Source organism: Pantoea sp. CFCC18179 (assembly GCF_059412405.1).
Map to the genome: position 1 here is coordinate 22,862 of NZ_JBNBPM010000009.1, position 16,160 is coordinate 39,021.

The 16,160-nt window shown below is 53.7% G+C and carries 12 protein-coding genes; 3 read left to right on the forward strand and 9 right to left on the reverse strand.

Translation table 11 applies throughout. From position 1 onward, the window contains the following. The first annotated feature begins 204 nt into the window (after positions 1-204). Together ACPUC7_RS16870 and folA are read left to right on the forward strand one after the other, a co-directional pair. The gene (locus ACPUC7_RS16870; RefSeq protein ID WP_343554707.1) at positions 205-1,350 is read left to right on the forward strand and encodes a porin; all 1,146 of its coding nucleotides are present in this window, start codon (positions 205-207) and stop codon (positions 1,348-1,350) included. Positions 1,351-1,635: 285 nt separating this feature from the next. Continuing rightward, positions 1,636-2,115 carry a type 3 dihydrofolate reductase gene (gene folA / locus ACPUC7_RS16875; protein WP_494923778.1) on the forward strand — a complete coding sequence of 160 codons (480 nt, stop codon included), beginning with the start codon at positions 1,636-1,638 and terminating at the stop codon, positions 2,113-2,115. A 49-nt stretch (positions 2,116-2,164) separates the two neighbouring features. Here the strand turns inward: folA and apaH are convergent, their stop codons facing one another. From apaH to lptD, 6 genes are read right to left on the reverse strand one after another with little or no spacing between them, the layout of a single operon-like run. Further along, positions 2,165-3,034 (reverse strand): bis(5'-nucleosyl)-tetraphosphatase (symmetrical) ApaH, encoded by an 870-nt coding sequence (gene apaH, locus ACPUC7_RS16880; protein WP_494923779.1) that lies wholly within the window; start codon positions 3,032-3,034, stop codon positions 2,165-2,167. Between the two features lie 49 nt (positions 3,035-3,083). Further along, entirely contained in the window at positions 3,084-3,461 is a 378-nt protein-coding gene (gene apaG / locus ACPUC7_RS16885) for a Co2+/Mg2+ efflux facilitator ApaG/CorD (protein ID WP_343554704.1), read from the reverse strand. Positions 3,462-3,465: 4 nt separating this feature from the next. Further along, the gene (rsmA, locus tag ACPUC7_RS16890; protein ID WP_494923780.1) at positions 3,466-4,290 is read right to left on the reverse strand and encodes a 16S rRNA (adenine(1518)-N(6)/adenine(1519)-N(6))-dimethyltransferase RsmA; all 825 of its coding nucleotides are present in this window, start codon (positions 4,288-4,290) and stop codon (positions 3,466-3,468) included. Further along, positions 4,283-5,275: a 4-hydroxythreonine-4-phosphate dehydrogenase PdxA gene (gene pdxA, locus ACPUC7_RS16895; RefSeq protein WP_494923781.1), complete on the reverse strand. Its 993-nt coding sequence runs from the start codon at positions 5,273-5,275 to the stop codon at positions 4,283-4,285. Before pdxA ends, rsmA begins: the two co-directional genes overlap by 8 nt. Then, entirely contained in the window at positions 5,265-6,560 is a 1,296-nt protein-coding gene (gene surA / locus ACPUC7_RS16900; RefSeq protein WP_494923782.1) for a peptidylprolyl isomerase SurA, read from the reverse strand. The genes pdxA and surA overlap by 11 nt, the downstream gene beginning before the upstream one ends. 54 nt (positions 6,561-6,614) lie before the next feature. Continuing rightward, entirely contained in the window at positions 6,615-9,029 is a 2,415-nt protein-coding gene (gene lptD / locus ACPUC7_RS16905) for an LPS assembly protein LptD (RefSeq protein ID WP_494923783.1), read from the reverse strand. Positions 9,030-9,175: 146 nt separating this feature from the next. Here lptD and djlA point away from each other — a divergent pair, with 146 nt between their 5' ends. Beyond that, positions 9,176-9,991 carry a co-chaperone DjlA gene (gene djlA / locus ACPUC7_RS16910; protein WP_343554520.1) on the forward strand — a complete coding sequence of 272 codons (816 nt, stop codon included), beginning with the start codon at positions 9,176-9,178 and terminating at the stop codon, positions 9,989-9,991. 51 nt (positions 9,992-10,042) lie between these two features. Here the strand turns inward: djlA and rluA are convergent, their stop codons facing one another. The 3 genes from rluA to polB all read right to left on the reverse strand — a co-directional run bounded on the left by rluA (position 10,043) and on the right by polB (position 16,141). Then, the gene (gene rluA, locus ACPUC7_RS16915; RefSeq protein WP_494923784.1) at positions 10,043-10,702 is read right to left on the reverse strand and encodes a bifunctional tRNA pseudouridine(32) synthase/23S rRNA pseudouridine(746) synthase RluA; all 660 of its coding nucleotides are present in this window, start codon (positions 10,700-10,702) and stop codon (positions 10,043-10,045) included. Between the two features lie 19 nt (positions 10,703-10,721). Further along, positions 10,722-13,628 carry an RNA polymerase-associated protein RapA gene (rapA, locus tag ACPUC7_RS16920; protein ID WP_494923785.1) on the reverse strand — a complete coding sequence of 969 codons (2,907 nt, stop codon included), beginning with the start codon at positions 13,626-13,628 and terminating at the stop codon, positions 10,722-10,724. A 152-nt stretch (positions 13,629-13,780) separates the two neighbouring features. Then, a complete protein-coding gene (gene polB, locus ACPUC7_RS16925) occupies positions 13,781-16,141 on the reverse strand; it encodes a DNA polymerase II (RefSeq protein ID WP_494923786.1) in 2,361 nt (786 codons plus the stop codon). Positions 16,142-16,160: the final 19 nt, after the last annotated feature.

Here is a 16,160-nt window from a genome sequence, read left to right on the forward strand (position 1 = left end):
GCCGTTTTTGTTTTGTCATTCTCTTGCAATATTGAAACGCTTGTCGGTAAAACTTCGTAAAATTTGACATAAATTTTATCAGTTGATGCTGAACTCGAAACACTCCCGATTATCCGCACAAATTTATAAATACGATCCCGCTAAGCGCACCGTAGTATTTCGCACGCTCATTAATAGGGCGCTCACCTTAATCGGGAATATAAAATGAAAATGCGTGCTTTCACTCTCACGGCTGTTGCTGCGTTACTTGCCGCAGCGCCACTCGCTAGCCAGGCGGAAATTACTCTGCTCAAGCAGGACCCGCAGGCGGGCGATCCGCTCAGCCGTCTCGACTTCAAAGTGGGCGGAAGTATTCGTCCACAGTTCCTGCATCAAAATGGCGTGAACGATAAATCGTATAAGCGTAATGGCTACGATGGCGGTTCACGTTTCCGTTTCTCTGCTGATTACTACCTGTTTGATGACATCAGCTGGGTCAGCTACTACGAGTTGGGTGTTAACTTCCCGGCCTGGTGGGGATGGGATGAACACTATGCCGATGGCGCTAACAACACCACGCGTCGCCAGCTGTATACCGGTCTGAAAAGCAAAACCTGGGGTCAGTTAACCTTCGGTCAGCAGAACAGCATTTACTACGATGTAGTGGGTGCGAAGACCGATATCTGGGATTACGACATGCTGGCGCAGGCGCCAGGTAACGGGATCAACGGCGATTACGACGGTTCATACCGTTCACGTAAGATGCTGAAATACAAAAACACCTTCGGCGATGTTGATGTCTATGCATCGTATCTGTTCTCTGACGACGACCTGCTGCAGAAAGGCAACAACCTGCGCTACAAGCGTAAAGGCGGCGGTTCGTTGGGTGTGGATTATCACATCAGCAAAAACCTGACGTGGGGCACCGCGTGGAACTATACGCACGCAACGATGCGTAACACCGCGACCGACGACAGCAAAGATTACAACCAGAACATCTACGGTACCGCGCTGAGCTATACGCCAGGCAACTGGACGTTGTCAGCGGGTGGCGGTTACTACCAGAACTTCCTGACCACCAAGAAATCAGTGGCTAGCAACTACTTCGCTGATGATGCGTGGGGCGTAGAATACTTTGCTGGCTACAAATTCCCAATTGGTCAGTACGCGGTTAAATCTATCCAGCCTTACTTCATGGGCGACCGTCTGGAATACCTGAATGGCCGTAACTACCAACGTATCGATAACGGCGTCGGTATCAGCGCGCAGCTCGACTACGGCTTCCGTGTTGATTACGAATACGTGATTACCTCAAGCACCGATAAATCACTGGGCAATGTGAATCTGGTGCGTCTGCGCTACGATTTCTAACTTGTCTCTACGGCTCCTGCGGGAGCCGTTTTTCTTTGTGGCACAGAGTGCGCTTTTCTTTACACTGCTGTACCGTCATTCCGCCTTTTCATACTGAGTTGTGCCGTCTTAACGGGCGTTTCTGGCTCCTCTCCCCGCTTAAGTCCTGAAACCCGGTGTAAAACTCTGTCCAATAACCAAAGTGCGGTGGCATTGGAGCTTTACGCAAATAGCGGGTGCCTCCTATCGACGAAAGTTTCGCCTTTACGTATGATGGCGCCAATTTTTTCCAGTAGGTCTTTTAACATGATTAGTCTGATCGCGGCACTGGCAGCGGATCGCATTATTGGTATGGAAAACGCCATGCCATGGAACCTGCCGGCAGATTTGGCATGGTTCAAACGTAATACCTTGAATAAGCCGGTGATTATGGGTCGTTTGACCTTTGAATCGATTGGCCGCCCACTTCCGGGTCGTCTGAATATTGTGGTGAGCAGCAAGCCAGGCAACCACGAAGGTGTCACTTGGGTAACTTCACTGGAAGAGGCGATCAAAGCCGCTGGTGATGTTGAAGAGATGATGGTGATTGGCGGTGGACGCGTATACGAGCAGATGCTGGCGCGCGCCGATCGTCTGTATCTGACGCACATCGACGCGGAAGTAGAAGGGGATACGCAGTTCCCGGATTACGAGCCTGATGAATGGCAATCTACTTTCAGCGAATTCCATGATGCTGATGAGCAGAATTCGCATAGCTACTGCTTCGAGATTCTGGATCGTCGCTAGTCTTTATGGCGACCAACAAAAAGCCCGCTAAAATAGTGGGCTTTTTTATTTAAGGCGTATCACTCAACGGCGGATGTGCACTCGCCGCACTTTCCGCCATCGCCTGTTCACGGTTGGATGCTTGCACGTAATACTGTTTGGTTTCCCAATGCAGCAGCGTGAGCGTCCCACCCCAGCAGCAGCCGGTATCCAATCCAATCACGTGTTCTGGTGTGCCTTTGCCTTCCAGCGAGGCCCAATGACCAAAAATCTGCGTGTAGTCGCTGCTGATTTTTCCCGGCACCATAAACCATGGCTTAAGCGGCGGTGGCGCTGAATTTGGTGTGTCTTTGCAGATCATATCCAATTGGCCATTGGGGAAGCAGAAGCGCATGCGCGTCAGTGCATTGGTGCTAAAACGCAGACGTGCTAAACCGCTCAGTTCTGGCGTCCAGTTGTTTGGCATGTCGCCATACATGGCATCGAGAAACAGCGGATAACTGTCGCTGGAGAGTACGGATTCCACTTCACGCGCGCACATCTGCGCGGTCTCCAGATCCCATTGAGGCGTGATGCCCGCGTGCGCCATTAACAGCTTTTTCTCTTCATCCACTTGCAGCAACGGCTGACGGCGTAACCAGTTAATCAGCTCATCGGCGTCATCGGCTTCCAGCAGCGAGGTGAGGCGATCTTTTGGCTTATTACGGCTGATACCCGCGTAGACCGCCAGCAAATGCAGATCGTGATTGCCCAGCACCAAGCGCACGCAATCACCCAGCGATTTCACATAGCGCAGCACATCGAGCGAGCCGGGGCCGCGCGCCACCAAATCACCGGTGAGCCACAATGTGTCGTGCTGCGGATCGAAATCAACCTGCGCCAACAGCGCACGAAGCTCGTCATAACAGCCATGAATATCGCCAATCAGGTATGTACTCATTGTCAGTCCGATCAAAACACGCCGCCCGGACGAACCGGGCGGGGGAGGATTAATGTATGTGGGTTTGCACCGCTAGGCGAAACACTGGGATCTCAACGTGGAACTCTTCGCCCTCGTCATCGATCATCACATAGTGGCCTTGCATGGTGCCCATCGGCGTTTCAAGAATCGCGCCGCTGGTGTACTGATACTCGCCGCCGGCGGCGATGTGCGGCTGTTCGCCGACCACACCTTCACCTTGCACTTCAGTCTCACGACCGTTGCCGTTGGTGATTAGCCAATAGCGGCTGCGCAACTGCACATTGTTGCGCCCCAGGTTGCGAATGGTGATGGTGTAGGCAAACACGTAGCGATCCTCATCAGGCAAGGATTGCGACTCCACATACTGGCTGTGCACGTGGATACAGACGCGGGCCAAATCACTCATGCACTCAGTTCTCCGGAGTTTCCGCCTGATGATTGCTCAACCAGTTTGCCAGTTGGCAATATTGCGCCACAGAGACGTTCTCTGCACGCAGCGAGGCATCGATGTCTAATTGATCCAACGCACCAGCCGCAAACATGTGAGCAAGGCTGTTGCGCAGCGTTTTACGGCGTTTACCAAAGGCTTCAGTGGTAATGCGGCTCAGCAGGCGAATATCGCTGACCGGATGCTGTGGCTGCATATACGGCACTAAACGCACCACCGCAGATTCCACTTTTGGCGCTGGAGTGAAGGACTCTGGCGGCACTTCCAGTACGGGAATCACCTGGCAGTAATACTGCGCCATCACGCTCAAACGACCATAAGCTTTGCTGCCCGGCCCGGCGACTAAACGATTGACCACTTCTTTTTGCAGCATGAAGTGCATGTCTTTAATCGAACCAGTATAGCTGAAAAGGTGGAACATCAGCGGGGTGGAGATGTTGTACGGCAGGTTGCCGAACACGCGCAACGGCAGGCCTTTCTCTTGCGCTAATGCGGCGAAATCAAAGGTCATCGCATCCTGCTGGAAAATGGTCAGCTTAGGTCCGAGGAACGGATGCGTTTGCAGGCGCGCGGCAAGGTCGCGGTCCAGCTCGACAACAGTCAGCTCATCCAGACGTTCGCCTACCGGCTCGGTTAATGCACCAAGGCCGGGGCCGATTTCCACGATGGCTTCACCTTTTTGCGGGTGAATGGCGGAGACAATGCTGTCGATAATGTACTGATCGTTCAGGAAGTTCTGCCCGAAACGTTTACGGGCATAGTGCCCCTGATGGACGCGATTATTCATTACTGCTCTTGATCATAGTGATGGCGAGATTAAGCGCCGTGATAAAGCTGCCCGGATCTGCCTGGCCCAGACCGGCTAATTCAAGCGCGGTGCCGTGGTCGACAGAAGTCCGGATAAAGGGCAGGCCAAGCGTGATATTCACTGCGCGACCAAACCCCTGGAATTTTAGCACCGGTAAACCCTGGTCATGATACATCGCCAAAACCGCATCAGCATGTTGCAGATATTTCGGCTGGAACAACGTATCGGCCGGTAAAGGTCCGGTTAACTGCATACCTTGCTGGCGCAATTCATTGAGCGCCGGAATGATGGTATCGATCTCTTCACGGCCCATATGGCCGCTTTCGCCCGCGTGCGGATTCAGGCCGCAGACGAAGATGTGCGGGTTTGGCAAACCAAACTTCTGCTGCAGATCGCGATGCAGAATAGTGATCACTTCGTGCAGCGTGTCACGGGTAATCGCAGCAGAAACATCTTTCAATGGCAGATGGGTGGTGGCTAATGCCACGCGCAACTCTTCCGTTGCCAGCATCATCACCACTAAATCGCCACCGGCACGATCGGCAAAGAATTCAGTATGGCCGGTAAACGGAATGCCTGCATCGTTGATTACGCCTTTGTGCACCGGCCCGGTAATCAGCGCGGCGAACTCGCCGTTCAGGCTACCGTCACAGGCGCGAGCCAACGTTTCCAGCACATAATGGCTGTTTGCTACATTGAGTTCACCCGGAGTGACCTGTTGGGCAGTATCAACTTGCAGCAGCGTTAAGCTGCCTGCCTGCTGCGGTTGGGCTGCAACGCCGGGCTGATAGTCGCGCAGCGTCAGCGGCAAACCCAATAAAGCAGCGCGACGGCGCAAAAGCTCGCCGTCGCCGCAGACCACCAATTCAACCGGCCAGTTTTGCTGCGCCAGTTGAAGGGTGAGATCGGGACCAATCCCGGCGGGTTCGCCGGGAGTGATCACCACTCGATAATTACTGACCATTGTCATCCAGAATTTTCACGTAAGCGCTGGCGCGTTGTTCCTGCATCCAGGTTTGTGCTTCTTCCGCAAATTTACGGTTGAACAGCAGACGATACGCACGCTCTTTCTGCGCTGCGTCGGTCTTATCAACCTGGCGCGTATCCAGCAACTGAATCAAGTGCCAGCCAAACGAGGAGTGTACCGGTTGGCTCACCTGGCCTTTCTGCAATTTCAGCAACGCATCGCGGAACGCCGGATCGTAAATTTCTGGTGATGCCCAACCCAGATCGCCGCCCTGATTGGCTGAACCCGGATCGTCCGAGAACTGCTTGGCCGCAGCGGCAAAGGTGGTTTTGCCAGACTGAATATCGGCGGCGATCTGTTCGATCTTGGCTTGCGCTTGCGCATCAGTCAGGATCGGTGATGGTTTCAACAGAATGTGGCGCGCATGCACTTCGGTCACGGAGATGTTTTTGCTCTCACCGCGCAGATCGTTCACTTTCAGGATGTGGAAGCCCACGCCTGAACGGATTGGACCGACGATATCACCTTTCTTGGCGGTGCTCAGCGCCTGCGAGAACAGGGTTGGCAGTTCTTCAATTTTGCCCCAGCCCATGTTGCCGCCTTTCAGCGCTTGCGGATCGGCAGAGTAGGTTACGGCCAGCTTGCCGAAATCGGCACCGCCTTTCAGTTGTCCCACTAACTGGCGAGCCAGTGCTTCCTGGTCGTCAACCTGTTGCTGCGTTGGGTTTTCTGACAATGGCAGCAAGATCTGGCTGATGTTCAGCTCAGTTCCCTGGCTATTTTGTGCACCCACTTGCGCGGCCAGCGTATCAACTTCCTGCGGCAGGATAGTGATACGGCGGCGTACTTCGTTGTTACGCACTTCAGAAATCAGCATTTCACGACGAATCTGCGCGCGGTAAACGTTGTAGTTCATACCGTCATACGCCAAACGGCTGCGCAGCTGATCGAGGCTCATGCGGTTCTGGGCCGCGATGTTTTGAATCGCCTGATCCAACTGCTGATCGTTAACCTGAACGCCCGCTTTTTCCGCCATCTGCAAAATGATGTTATCCATGACCTGACGCTCAAGGATCTGATGACGCAATGTTTTATCATCTGGAAGTTGCTGCTTAGCTTGCTGCGCCTGTGATTTCACGGTGCGCATCATGTCATCAACGTCACTTTCCAGTACCACGCCGTTATTCACGACGGCGGCAACTTTATCAACCACTTGTGGGGCTGCGAACGCAGTGTTAGCGGTAATCGCTACACCAAGAATCAGCATTCTCCAGTTCTTCATACTTTATCCATTGTTGTTTCCGCACTGCGGGATAGCCTGTCAAACATCACAACATCAGAAAGCGCGCTGGTAAGGGATGATGCCCTGACGCAGCATTTCATTGGTGCCTAAGCCATAATTGGAACTCAGACCACGTAGCTCAATGTTGAATGAGATTTGGTTGTCATACTTACTGTCGTTGTTTTCCCAACCGTTGATCTTGCGTTCGTAACCCAGACGAATGGCATAGCAGCACGAGCTATATTGCAGGCCAACCAATTGTTCTGCTGGTCTGCTGTTGCGGGTATCGTAGTAATACCCGCCCACCAGTGACCATGCATCGGCAATTGGCCAACTGCCGGTGGCGCCAACCTGTGAAATCCCGTTTTTATAGATCGGGTCAGTCACCAGATTTGAGTTGTTCAACGCCTGCGCGACATATTCCGGGCTGCTGTAGCGATAGCTCAACTGCACCATACGATCGGCATCCTGACGATACTCAACTATCGCATTGCCTTGCGCGACGTTATCAAGGCGGGTGTCGTATTGCAGGCCGCCACGAGCGCCCCAGCGGTCGCTGATTTTCCAGTAAGTGTCGCCGGCCCATACCAGGCTGCCGGTGTCATCTTCTTTGTTCGTCAGGTTTACGCCGGTACGAGACGGGGTAAACGAGTAGATTTGACCCACAGAAACGTTAAAACGTTCAACCAGATCGTTATCATAAATACGCGTGGTCACACCGGTTGAAACTTCGTTAGACGAAGCGATGCGATCCAGGCCGCTATAAGTACGATCACGGAACAAACCGGTATAGTCGGTTTGCAACAGCGTTGAGTCGTAAGGATAGATATTGCTCTGATCGCGATACGGGATATAAAGGTACTGCACGCGTGGTTCCAGCGTCTGCGTATAACCCGGTTGCCAATCCATATCGCGGTCAAACACTAAACGACCATCCACTTTAAACTGAGGCAACGTGCGATTGACTGAATCATCCAAACGGCCACTTGCACCGCCAACGTTAGCGATTTCGCCATTGTTGTAGTGGTCGACATTTTCTTGCTGGTAATGAGTCGCAAGGAATTTGGCTTCAGTATCAAGACTTGCCCAACCGTTCGACAACGGCAGATCCAGCGTTGGCTCAATGTGTAAACGTGTCGCTTCTGGCATGCGGCTGTTCACGTTGGTGAATTTCACTGCCTGCGCATAGACACGTCCATCAAACGGGCCGATGTCATTTTGATAGAAATTCAAATCGAGCTGCGGTTGTGCGCGATAAACATTGGAATTGCTGGTATTGCCGAAGACCTGGAAGTCTTTGGACGACAACGTCGCATCCCAATTGGTATCCGCGTAACCAAAGCTGAATTTCTGTGTCGCGTAGCCATCAGTCGAGTTGTAGTACTTCGAATCGAGATCGTTGAAGTAATACGGGTCGCTGACTTTGGTGTAATTCGCGTTGAAGCGCCAATGCTGCTCATAAACACCGGCGTGCTGCCAGTAGAACAACCAACGATCGGAGCTATCGTTTTGCGCGATACCGCGCACCGCTTTATCGTTGTCGTACTGTTTATCTGATTGCAGATAATCCAATTCCATCAAGCCCGCGCCAAACACCGTCAGATAACGGAATTCGTTCTGCAATTGCAGACCACGTTTTTCCATATAGTGTGGCGTGATAGTGGCATCTGCTTGCGGCGCGATGTTCCAGTAATACGGCAGCATGAACTCGAAGCCGTTATTGCTACCGTACTTCGCGTTGGGGATCAGGAAGCCGGAGCGGCGACGATCGCCGAGTGGCAGCTGCAAATACGGGCTGTAAAACACCGGCACATTGCCGAGCTTGAAGCGCGCGTTCCAGATTTCCGCCACTTCTTCCTGGCGATCCTGAATCACTTCGGAACCTACTACGCTCCAGCTGTTAGAACCCGGCAAGCAGGAGGTAAAGCTGCCGTTTTCCATAATGGTATAGCGATTGTTGCCGCGCAGTTTCATCTGATCGGCGACGCCACGCCCCTGGCGGCCTACCATCTGATAATCACCATTCCACACGTTAGTGTCTTTGGTGTTCAGATTTGACCACGCTTTCGGACCTTTGAGGATGACCTGATTGTCGTCATAGTGCACATTACCCAGCGCATCGACGGTACGAACCGGTGTAGTTTGACCATCCTGTGGACGCTGATGCAGCTGCATTTCGTCGGCGCGCAGGCGGCTGTTGCCTTGCTGCACATCGACATTGCCCGTGAACACCGCATCATCCGGATAATTGCCTTTGGCGGAATCAGAATTGATGGTGACAGGCAGCGAATTGGTATCGCCATTAACCAGCGGGCGGTTGTAGCTTGGCACGCCCAACATGCACTGCGACATCAGATCGTCGGCAAGCGATGACTGGCTATAAAGCGCTGCACCAATCATGGTAGCCAGCAAGGTAGGTATATGTTTCTTCATACGCGGTTTCGATAATTCCATGAAAACTGGCATCATGCCGACAATCCGGTCAGAGACTAACTTACTGCCCGGCGTTGCGCCAGTGTTAATCCTTGTCTGTCCGCGTTGCCGTTAGGCGCTGAGATAAATGACAGGTATGATAATGCAATTTTCAGCCGCAAGCATGGCGAATTGAGGAGTTTATGCGCTACTGGGGAAAAGTTATTGGTCTGATGCTCGGCATATTTTCCGGGGCAGGCTTTTGGGGCATTGTACTGGGTCTGATCATTGGTCACATGTTTGACAAAGTACGTAGCGTGAAAGGACAGGGTTATTTTGCCAATAACCAGGCGCGTCAAACGCTGTTCTTCAGCACCACTTTCCAGGTGATGGGCCATTTAACCAAGTCAAAAGGGCGCGTTACTGAAGCAGATATTCAGATTGCTTCCTTATTTATGGATCGCATGCAGTTGCACGGTGATGCGCGTACCGCGGCACAACGCGCGTTTCGTGAAGGCAAGCAGAGCGACTATCCGCTGCGCAATAAACTGCGTGAGCTGCGCAGCGCCTGCTTTGGTCGTTTCGATTTGATTCGGATGTTTCTGGAAATTCAGATTCAGGCGGCGTTTGCTGATGGTTCCCTGCATCCCAATGAACGTCAGGTGCTGTATGTGATTGCTGAAGAACTGGGTATTTCCCGCGCGCAGTTCGACCAGTTCCTGCGCATGATGGAAGGCGGCCAGCAATTTGGCGGCGGCGGTTCATCGTATGGCGGCGGCGCGTATCAGCAGGCCAAACGCGGCCCAACGCTGGAGGATGCGTGCAGCGTACTCGGCGTGAAGAGCAGCGATGATGGCACCACCATCAAGCGCGCCTACCGTAAGTTAATGAGCGAACATCATCCTGATAAGTTGGTAGCAAAAGGCTTGCCGCCGGAAATGATGGAGATGGCGAAACAGAAAGCACAGGAAATTCAGGCAGCTTACGATTTGATTCGTAAGGAGAAGGGATTTAAATAGAGCGCCGATTGAATTTGTAGGGTCGTCATTTATGACGACCTTTTTTTATGACTAAAAATCTGCCGGCTGGCGAAACGTCATGCTGTTGCCGAACACCGGATGGGTAATCGTTAGCGACTCGGCATGCAGTTGCAAACGCGGTGCCATGGCCAATGCCTCTTCATGTGCATAAAAGCGGTCGCCGAGAATTGGGTGGCCCAGCGCCAGCAAATGCACGCGCAACTGATGCGAACGACCGGTAATCGGCTTCAGCTGCACGCGTGCGCTGTTGCTGGCTTCGTACTCCAAAACCTGATACTCCGTTTGCGCCGCTTTGCCGTTCTCGAAACACACCATCTGCTTCGGCCGGTTCGGCCAATCGCAAATCAGCGGCAAATCGATCAAGCCTTTCTCTGCCGCTGGATGGCCAAAAACGCGCGCCACATAGTATTTCGACGGCTCGCGCTCACGAAACTGCCGCTTCAACTCACGTTCTGCCACCTTGTTCAACGCCACAACAATCACGCCGCTGGTGGCCATATCCAGCCGATGCACCGATTCCCCCTGCGGGAAGTCACGCTGAATGCGCGTCATCACGCTATCTTTGTGCTCCTCCAGGCGGCCCGGCACCGACAGCAGCCCGCTTGGTTTATTCACCACCATAATATGCTCGTCCTGATACAAAATATGCAGCCAGGGTTCGAGCGGCGGGTTGTACGGTTCCATCAGCATGTTGTCGTGGTCCTGAACATTATTGGTGCGTCACAACGATCAGGCGCAGCGCATCCAGGCGCCAACCGGCATCACCGAGGCTCTCCAGTACCTGTTCGCGATTGCTTTCCAGCGCTTCAACTTCATCATCACGGATATTGGGGTTGACCGCTCTCAGCGCTTCGAGACGCGACAGCTCAGCGCCAAGTTTCTCTTCGGCTTCCACTTTCGCCGCTGCGATAATCGCCTGTGCTTCCGGCACAATCACTTTTTCCGCTTGCGTCAGAATCTCGTGCACATCTTGCTGCACTGCATTCACCAGCTTGCTGCCAGTATGACGATTTACCGCATTCAGCTGGCGGTTAAAGCTTTCAAACTCAACTTTGCCCGCCAAATTATTGCCCGCGCGATCCATCAACAAACGCACTGGCGTTGGCGGCAGGAAGCGGGTGAGTTGCAGACTTTTTGGTGCCTGCGCTTCGACCACATAAACCATCTCCACCAGCAACGTACCAACCGGCAGCGCCTTGTTCTTCAGCAGCGACAGCGCACAGCTGCCGGTATCGCCAGAAAGAATCAGGTCAAGACCGTTAAGGATCAGCGGATGCTCCCAGGTAATGAACTGGGTATCTTCGCGCGACAGCGCCTGATTACGGTTGAAGGTGACGGTGCAGCCATCTTCCGGCAAGCCAGGGAAATCAGGTACTAACATGTGATCGGATGGCGTCAGTACGATTAGGCTATCGCTACGATCTTCCTGATTGATGCCGACGATATCGAACAGGTTCAGCGCAAAGTTCACCAGATCGGTGTCGTTGTCCTGCTCGCCAATGGCATTCGCTAGCGCTTGTGCCGCTTCGCCGCCGTTGGAGTTGAGTTCCAACAAGCGATCACGGCCCTGTTCCAGTTGGGACTTCAGCGCATCATGCTGTTTGCGGCTCTCGGCGATGAACTCATCCAAACCTTGCGGATTTTCCGGTGCGGCGAGGTACTCAATTAGCTGGCTGTACTCTTTGTCATAAATCGCGCGGCCAGTTGGGCAAGTATGTTCAAACGCGTCCAGCCCTTCGTTATACCAGCGCAGCAATACTGCCTGGGCGGTTTTTTCCAGCCACGGCACCAGAATCTGAATGTCATGCATCTGGCCGATACGATCAAGACGACCAATACGCTGTTCCAGCAGATCCGGGTTGAACGGCAGATCGAACATTACCAAACGGCTGGCGAACTGGAAGTTACGGCCTTCAGAACCGATTTCCGAACACAGCAACACCTGCGCACCATCTTCTTCGGACGCGAAGAAGGCAGCGGCGCGATCGCGTTCAATAATCGATAAACCTTCGTGGAACACCGCCGCACGAATACCTTCGCGTTCACGCAGCACTTGTTCCAGTTGCAACGCGGTGGCGGCTTGCGCGCAAATCACCAGCACTTTCTCTTTGCGATTACTGGTGAGATAACCCATCAACCATTCAACGCGCGGATCGAAGTTCCACCACGTGCCGCTGTCGCCTTCAAATTCCTGATAAATTTTCTCGGGGTACAGCATGTCACGCGCGCGTTCTTCGGCACTTTTACGTGTACCCATGATGCCAGAGACTTTGATGGCGGTTTGATATTGCGCCGGCAGCGGCAAGCGGATCTGATGCAGTTCGCGTTTCGGGAAGCCCTTCACGCCGTTGCGGGTGTTACGGAACAACACGCGGCTGGTGCCGTGGCGATCCATCAACATTGAGACCAGCTCTTTGCGCGCATCTTCTTTGCCGTCACGATCGCTATTGGCGACTTGCAGCAGCGGCTCGATATCTTGTTCACCAATCAAATCATTGATCAGGTTCATCTCATCTTTGCTGATGGCGTGATCGGCCAGCAAAGAACTCACCGCATCGGCCACCGGACGAAAATTCTGCTGCTCTTCAACAAACACGCTGAAATCGTGGAAACGATTTGGATCAAGCAGGCGTAGACGGGCAAAATGGCTCTCTAAACCGAGCTGTTCTGGTGTGGCGGTCAGCAGTAATACGCCCGGCGTTTTTTCTGCCAGTTGCTCAATGACCTGATATTCGCGGCTTGGTGCTTCTTCGCTCCATGCGAGGTGATGCGCTTCATCGACCACCAGCAGATCCCAATCGGCATCGGCCAGCAGTTCCAGGCGCTGTTTGTTACGACGCACGAAATCCAGCGAGCAAATAATCAATTGCTCGGTTTCGAAGGCGTTATCGCTGTCGTGCTGCGCTTCGGTGTAGCGATCGTCATCAAATAGCGCAAAGCGCAGGTTGAAGCGACGCAGCATTTCCACCAGCCATTGATGTTGCAGGGTTTCCGGCACCACGATCAGTACGCGCTCGGCACGACCGGCCAGCAGCTGCTGCTGGATGATCATCCCGGCTTCGATGGTTTTACCCAAACCGACTTCATCGGCGAGCAACACGCGCGGCGCATGGCGACGACCAACATCGTGGGCGATATGTAATTGGTGTGGAATCAGGTTGGTGCGCATGCCGCGCAGTCCACTGATCGGCAGGCGATATTGCTCACTGTGATATTTGCGTGCGCGGAAACGCAGCGCAAAACGATCCATGCGGTCGAGCTGACCGGCGAACAGGCGATCCTGCGGCTTGCTGAACACCAACTTGCTGTCCAGCATGGTTTCACGCATGGTCACGCCAGTTTCTGCGGTATCCAGACGTGTGCCGATGTAAGTCATTAATTCGTTATCGTTGCGGACTTCATCAACGCACATCTGCCAGCCTTCGTGGCTGGTGATGGTGTCGCCCGGATTGAAAATCACACGTGTGACGGGGGAATCATTTCGGGCGTACAGGCGATTTTCGCCGGTTGCCGGAAAAAGCATGGTGATCATGCGCGCATCGAGCGCCACAACCGTGCCTAATCCCAGTTCACTTTCCGTATCACTAATCCAGCGCTGACCCAGTGTAAAAACCATATATTTTTAGCTCGACTCTCTGACATGCCATAAAGAAGTTCACCTGTACTCAGGCAATACCCAACCGCCAAACGGGAGTTTGGTCAGATTGTGTGTGCGGTGAGAATCAGGAAGGGCGCTATGGTACTGGATGACAAGGCATTCGTCACCTGTCAAAAAAGCCCCAACTGCCCAGTGATCAGTGTAGCAAAGTCATCACCAACGAACGGTAAAATGCCATCAGCCACCGGTTGCAGCTGTTTGGTGACGTAATGATCGTAGTCGAGCGGGGTGATGCGCGCCTCAAGCGGTTCCGGTCCACCGGTCGCCATCACATAGCGAATCGAACCGCCATTTTGATACTGCAACGGGCGCTGTAACTTGCGGTTTTGCTCATCGGCAAGGCGCGCGGCGCGTACGTGCGGCGGCACATTGCGTTCGTAATCTTTCAACGCACGACGCAGCCGTTTTTTATAAATCAGCTGATCGTCTAATTCGCCCGCCAGCAATTTTGCCACGGTTTCGCGGATATAATCTTGCCACGGCTCGCCACGGAAGATGCGGCCATACAGATTTTGCTGGAACTGCTGCGCCAGCGGCGTCCAATCCGTTCTTACCGATTCCAGCCCTTTAAACACCAAACGTTCGCTGCTATCGCTGCGAATCATCCCGGCATAACGCTTTTTGCTGCCTTGCTCAGCACCGCGGATAGTTGGCATCAGGAAACGGCAAAAGTGGGTTTCGTACTCCAGCTCCAGCGCACTGCTTAAACCATAGGTTTGCTGCAAATGCTGTTGCCACCAATCGTTCACCTGATGCGCCAGACGTCGACCAATCGCCGCCGCATCTTCTTCACTGCGTGCACCTTTCAGCCAGACGAACGTCGAATCGGTATCGCCATAAATGACATCAAAGCCTTCGGCTTCAATCAATTCTCGCGTCTGCTGCATGATGGCGTGGCCGCGCAGGGTAATTGATGAAGCCAGACGCGGATCGAAGAAACGGCAAGCGCTGGTGCCTAACACGCCGTAAAAGGCATTCATGATGATCTTCAACGCCTGCGACAGTGGTTTGTTGCCGTCGCGTTTGGCAGCTTCGCGTCCTTGCCAGATTTGCTCGACGATGGCCGGTAAACAGTGCGTTTCACGCGAGAAACGCGCGTTGCGGAAGCCGGGTACCGAATCGGCATCATCGGGATGCGCCAGACCTTCGACCAGGCCAACCGGATCAATCAGGAAGGTGCGAATAATCGAGGGATACAGGCTTTTGTAATCCAGCACCAGCACCGAATCGTACAAACCTGGCCGAGAATCCATCACGTAGCCGCCGGGACTGGCTTCGGGCGCCACTTCACCCAGGTTGGGCGCGACAAAACCGGCGCGATGCATGCGCGGAATATAAAGATGACCGAATGCCGCCACCGATCCGCCATGACGATCGACTGCTAAACCGTTGACCGTGGCGCGCTCCAACAGGAATGGCATGATGGCGGTATGCTGGAAAATGCGTGTTACCAGCTCGCAATCCTTGAGGTTGTATTTCGCCAGCGCCGGTTTATCGTGGGCAAAGCGCCAGTTGATCTCTTCCATGCGATCCCACGGATTGTCGATGGCTTTACCTTCACCGAGCAATTGGCGTGACACCGCTTCAAGGCTGAATGAGGGGAAATCCCAGAACGCGGATTTCAGCGCATCGATGCCATCAATGATCAAACGGCCGTTAGCCTGCGCGAAGAACACGCCGGGTTTAAAACCGTGTTCGCGCCACTCCAGCGCCTGATTTTGCCGCCCTAAACGCAGCGGAATGCCGTAGCGATCGGCGTGTTTCTGCAATACGCGCAGATCGAATTGCACGACATTCCAGCCAATGATCACATCCGGTTCGTTGCGCGCAAACCACGCGTTAAGCTGCTCCAGCAACTGTGGACGGCTATCTACATAGATCAGCTCGAAATCCAGCGTGCTGGCATCACCATTCGGTGGGCCAAGCATGTAAACCTGGCGCTGGCCGCAGCCTTCTAAGCCGATGCAATACAGCTCGCCGTGCTGCGTGGTTTCAATATCCAGTGAAACCCATTTCAACTGCGGACGGTAATCAGGATGCGGCTTGAGACGCGCATTCACCACGCTGTCGCCGCGCATATCGCCACTAAACCACACAGGCGCGGTGATAAAGCGCTCCATCAAATAACGTTCGGGTGGACGAATATCGGCTTCGTAGACAGGAATACCGCTTTCGCGCAGGCGTTTTTCCAGATTTTGCAGTTGGCGATTGCTGCGGCAATAGAGGCCAAACACCGGGCGGCGGCGAAAATCCCTGAGCTCTAGCGCTTGAACCCGCGTGTGGCGTTCATCTTTTATTAGTGCTTCGGTTTGCTCACGAAACTCCTGCGGAATAAACGCCACCGATTCCTGCGCCGGCAGCACCAGACGCTGCGGGCCGTCGTCGGTCGCCAGCCACAGCACCACTTCGCTGCCAGTTGGCGTGTCTCGCCAGTGTCGGGTAAGCAGAAAACCTGCGCGCGGATCGGTCACGGGAACTCCAGGAAATGAA

Excerpts from the sequence above, each read along its gene's own strand:
- ACPUC7_RS16870 (WP_343554707.1), top strand. The coding sequence starts at position 205 with ATGAAAATGCGTGCTTTCACTCTCACGGCTGTTGCTGCGTTACTTGCC.
- folA (WP_494923778.1), top strand. The coding sequence starts at position 1,636 with ATGATTAGTCTGATCGCGGCACTGGCAGCGGATCGCATTATTGGTATG.
- apaH (WP_494923779.1), bottom strand. The coding sequence starts at position 3,034 with ATGAGTACATACCTGATTGGCGATATTCATGGCTGTTATGACGAGCTT.
- apaG (WP_343554704.1), bottom strand. The coding sequence starts at position 3,461 with ATGAGTGATTTGGCCCGCGTCTGTATCCACGTGCACAGCCAGTATGTG.
- rsmA (WP_494923780.1), bottom strand. The coding sequence starts at position 4,290 with ATGAATAATCGCGTCCATCAGGGGCACTATGCCCGTAAACGTTTCGGG.
- pdxA (WP_494923781.1), bottom strand. The coding sequence starts at position 5,275 with ATGGTCAGTAATTATCGAGTGGTGATCACTCCCGGCGAACCCGCCGGG.
- surA (WP_494923782.1), bottom strand. The coding sequence starts at position 6,560 with ATGAAGAACTGGAGAATGCTGATTCTTGGTGTAGCGATTACCGCTAAC.
- lptD (WP_494923783.1), bottom strand. The coding sequence starts at position 9,029 with ATGATGCCAGTTTTCATGGAATTATCGAAACCGCGTATGAAGAAACAT.
- djlA (WP_343554520.1), top strand. The coding sequence starts at position 9,176 with ATGCGCTACTGGGGAAAAGTTATTGGTCTGATGCTCGGCATATTTTCC.
- rluA (WP_494923784.1), bottom strand. The coding sequence starts at position 10,702 with ATGCTGATGGAACCGTACAACCCGCCGCTCGAACCCTGGCTGCATATT.
- rapA (WP_494923785.1), bottom strand. The coding sequence starts at position 13,628 with ATGGTTTTTACACTGGGTCAGCGCTGGATTAGTGATACGGAAAGTGAA.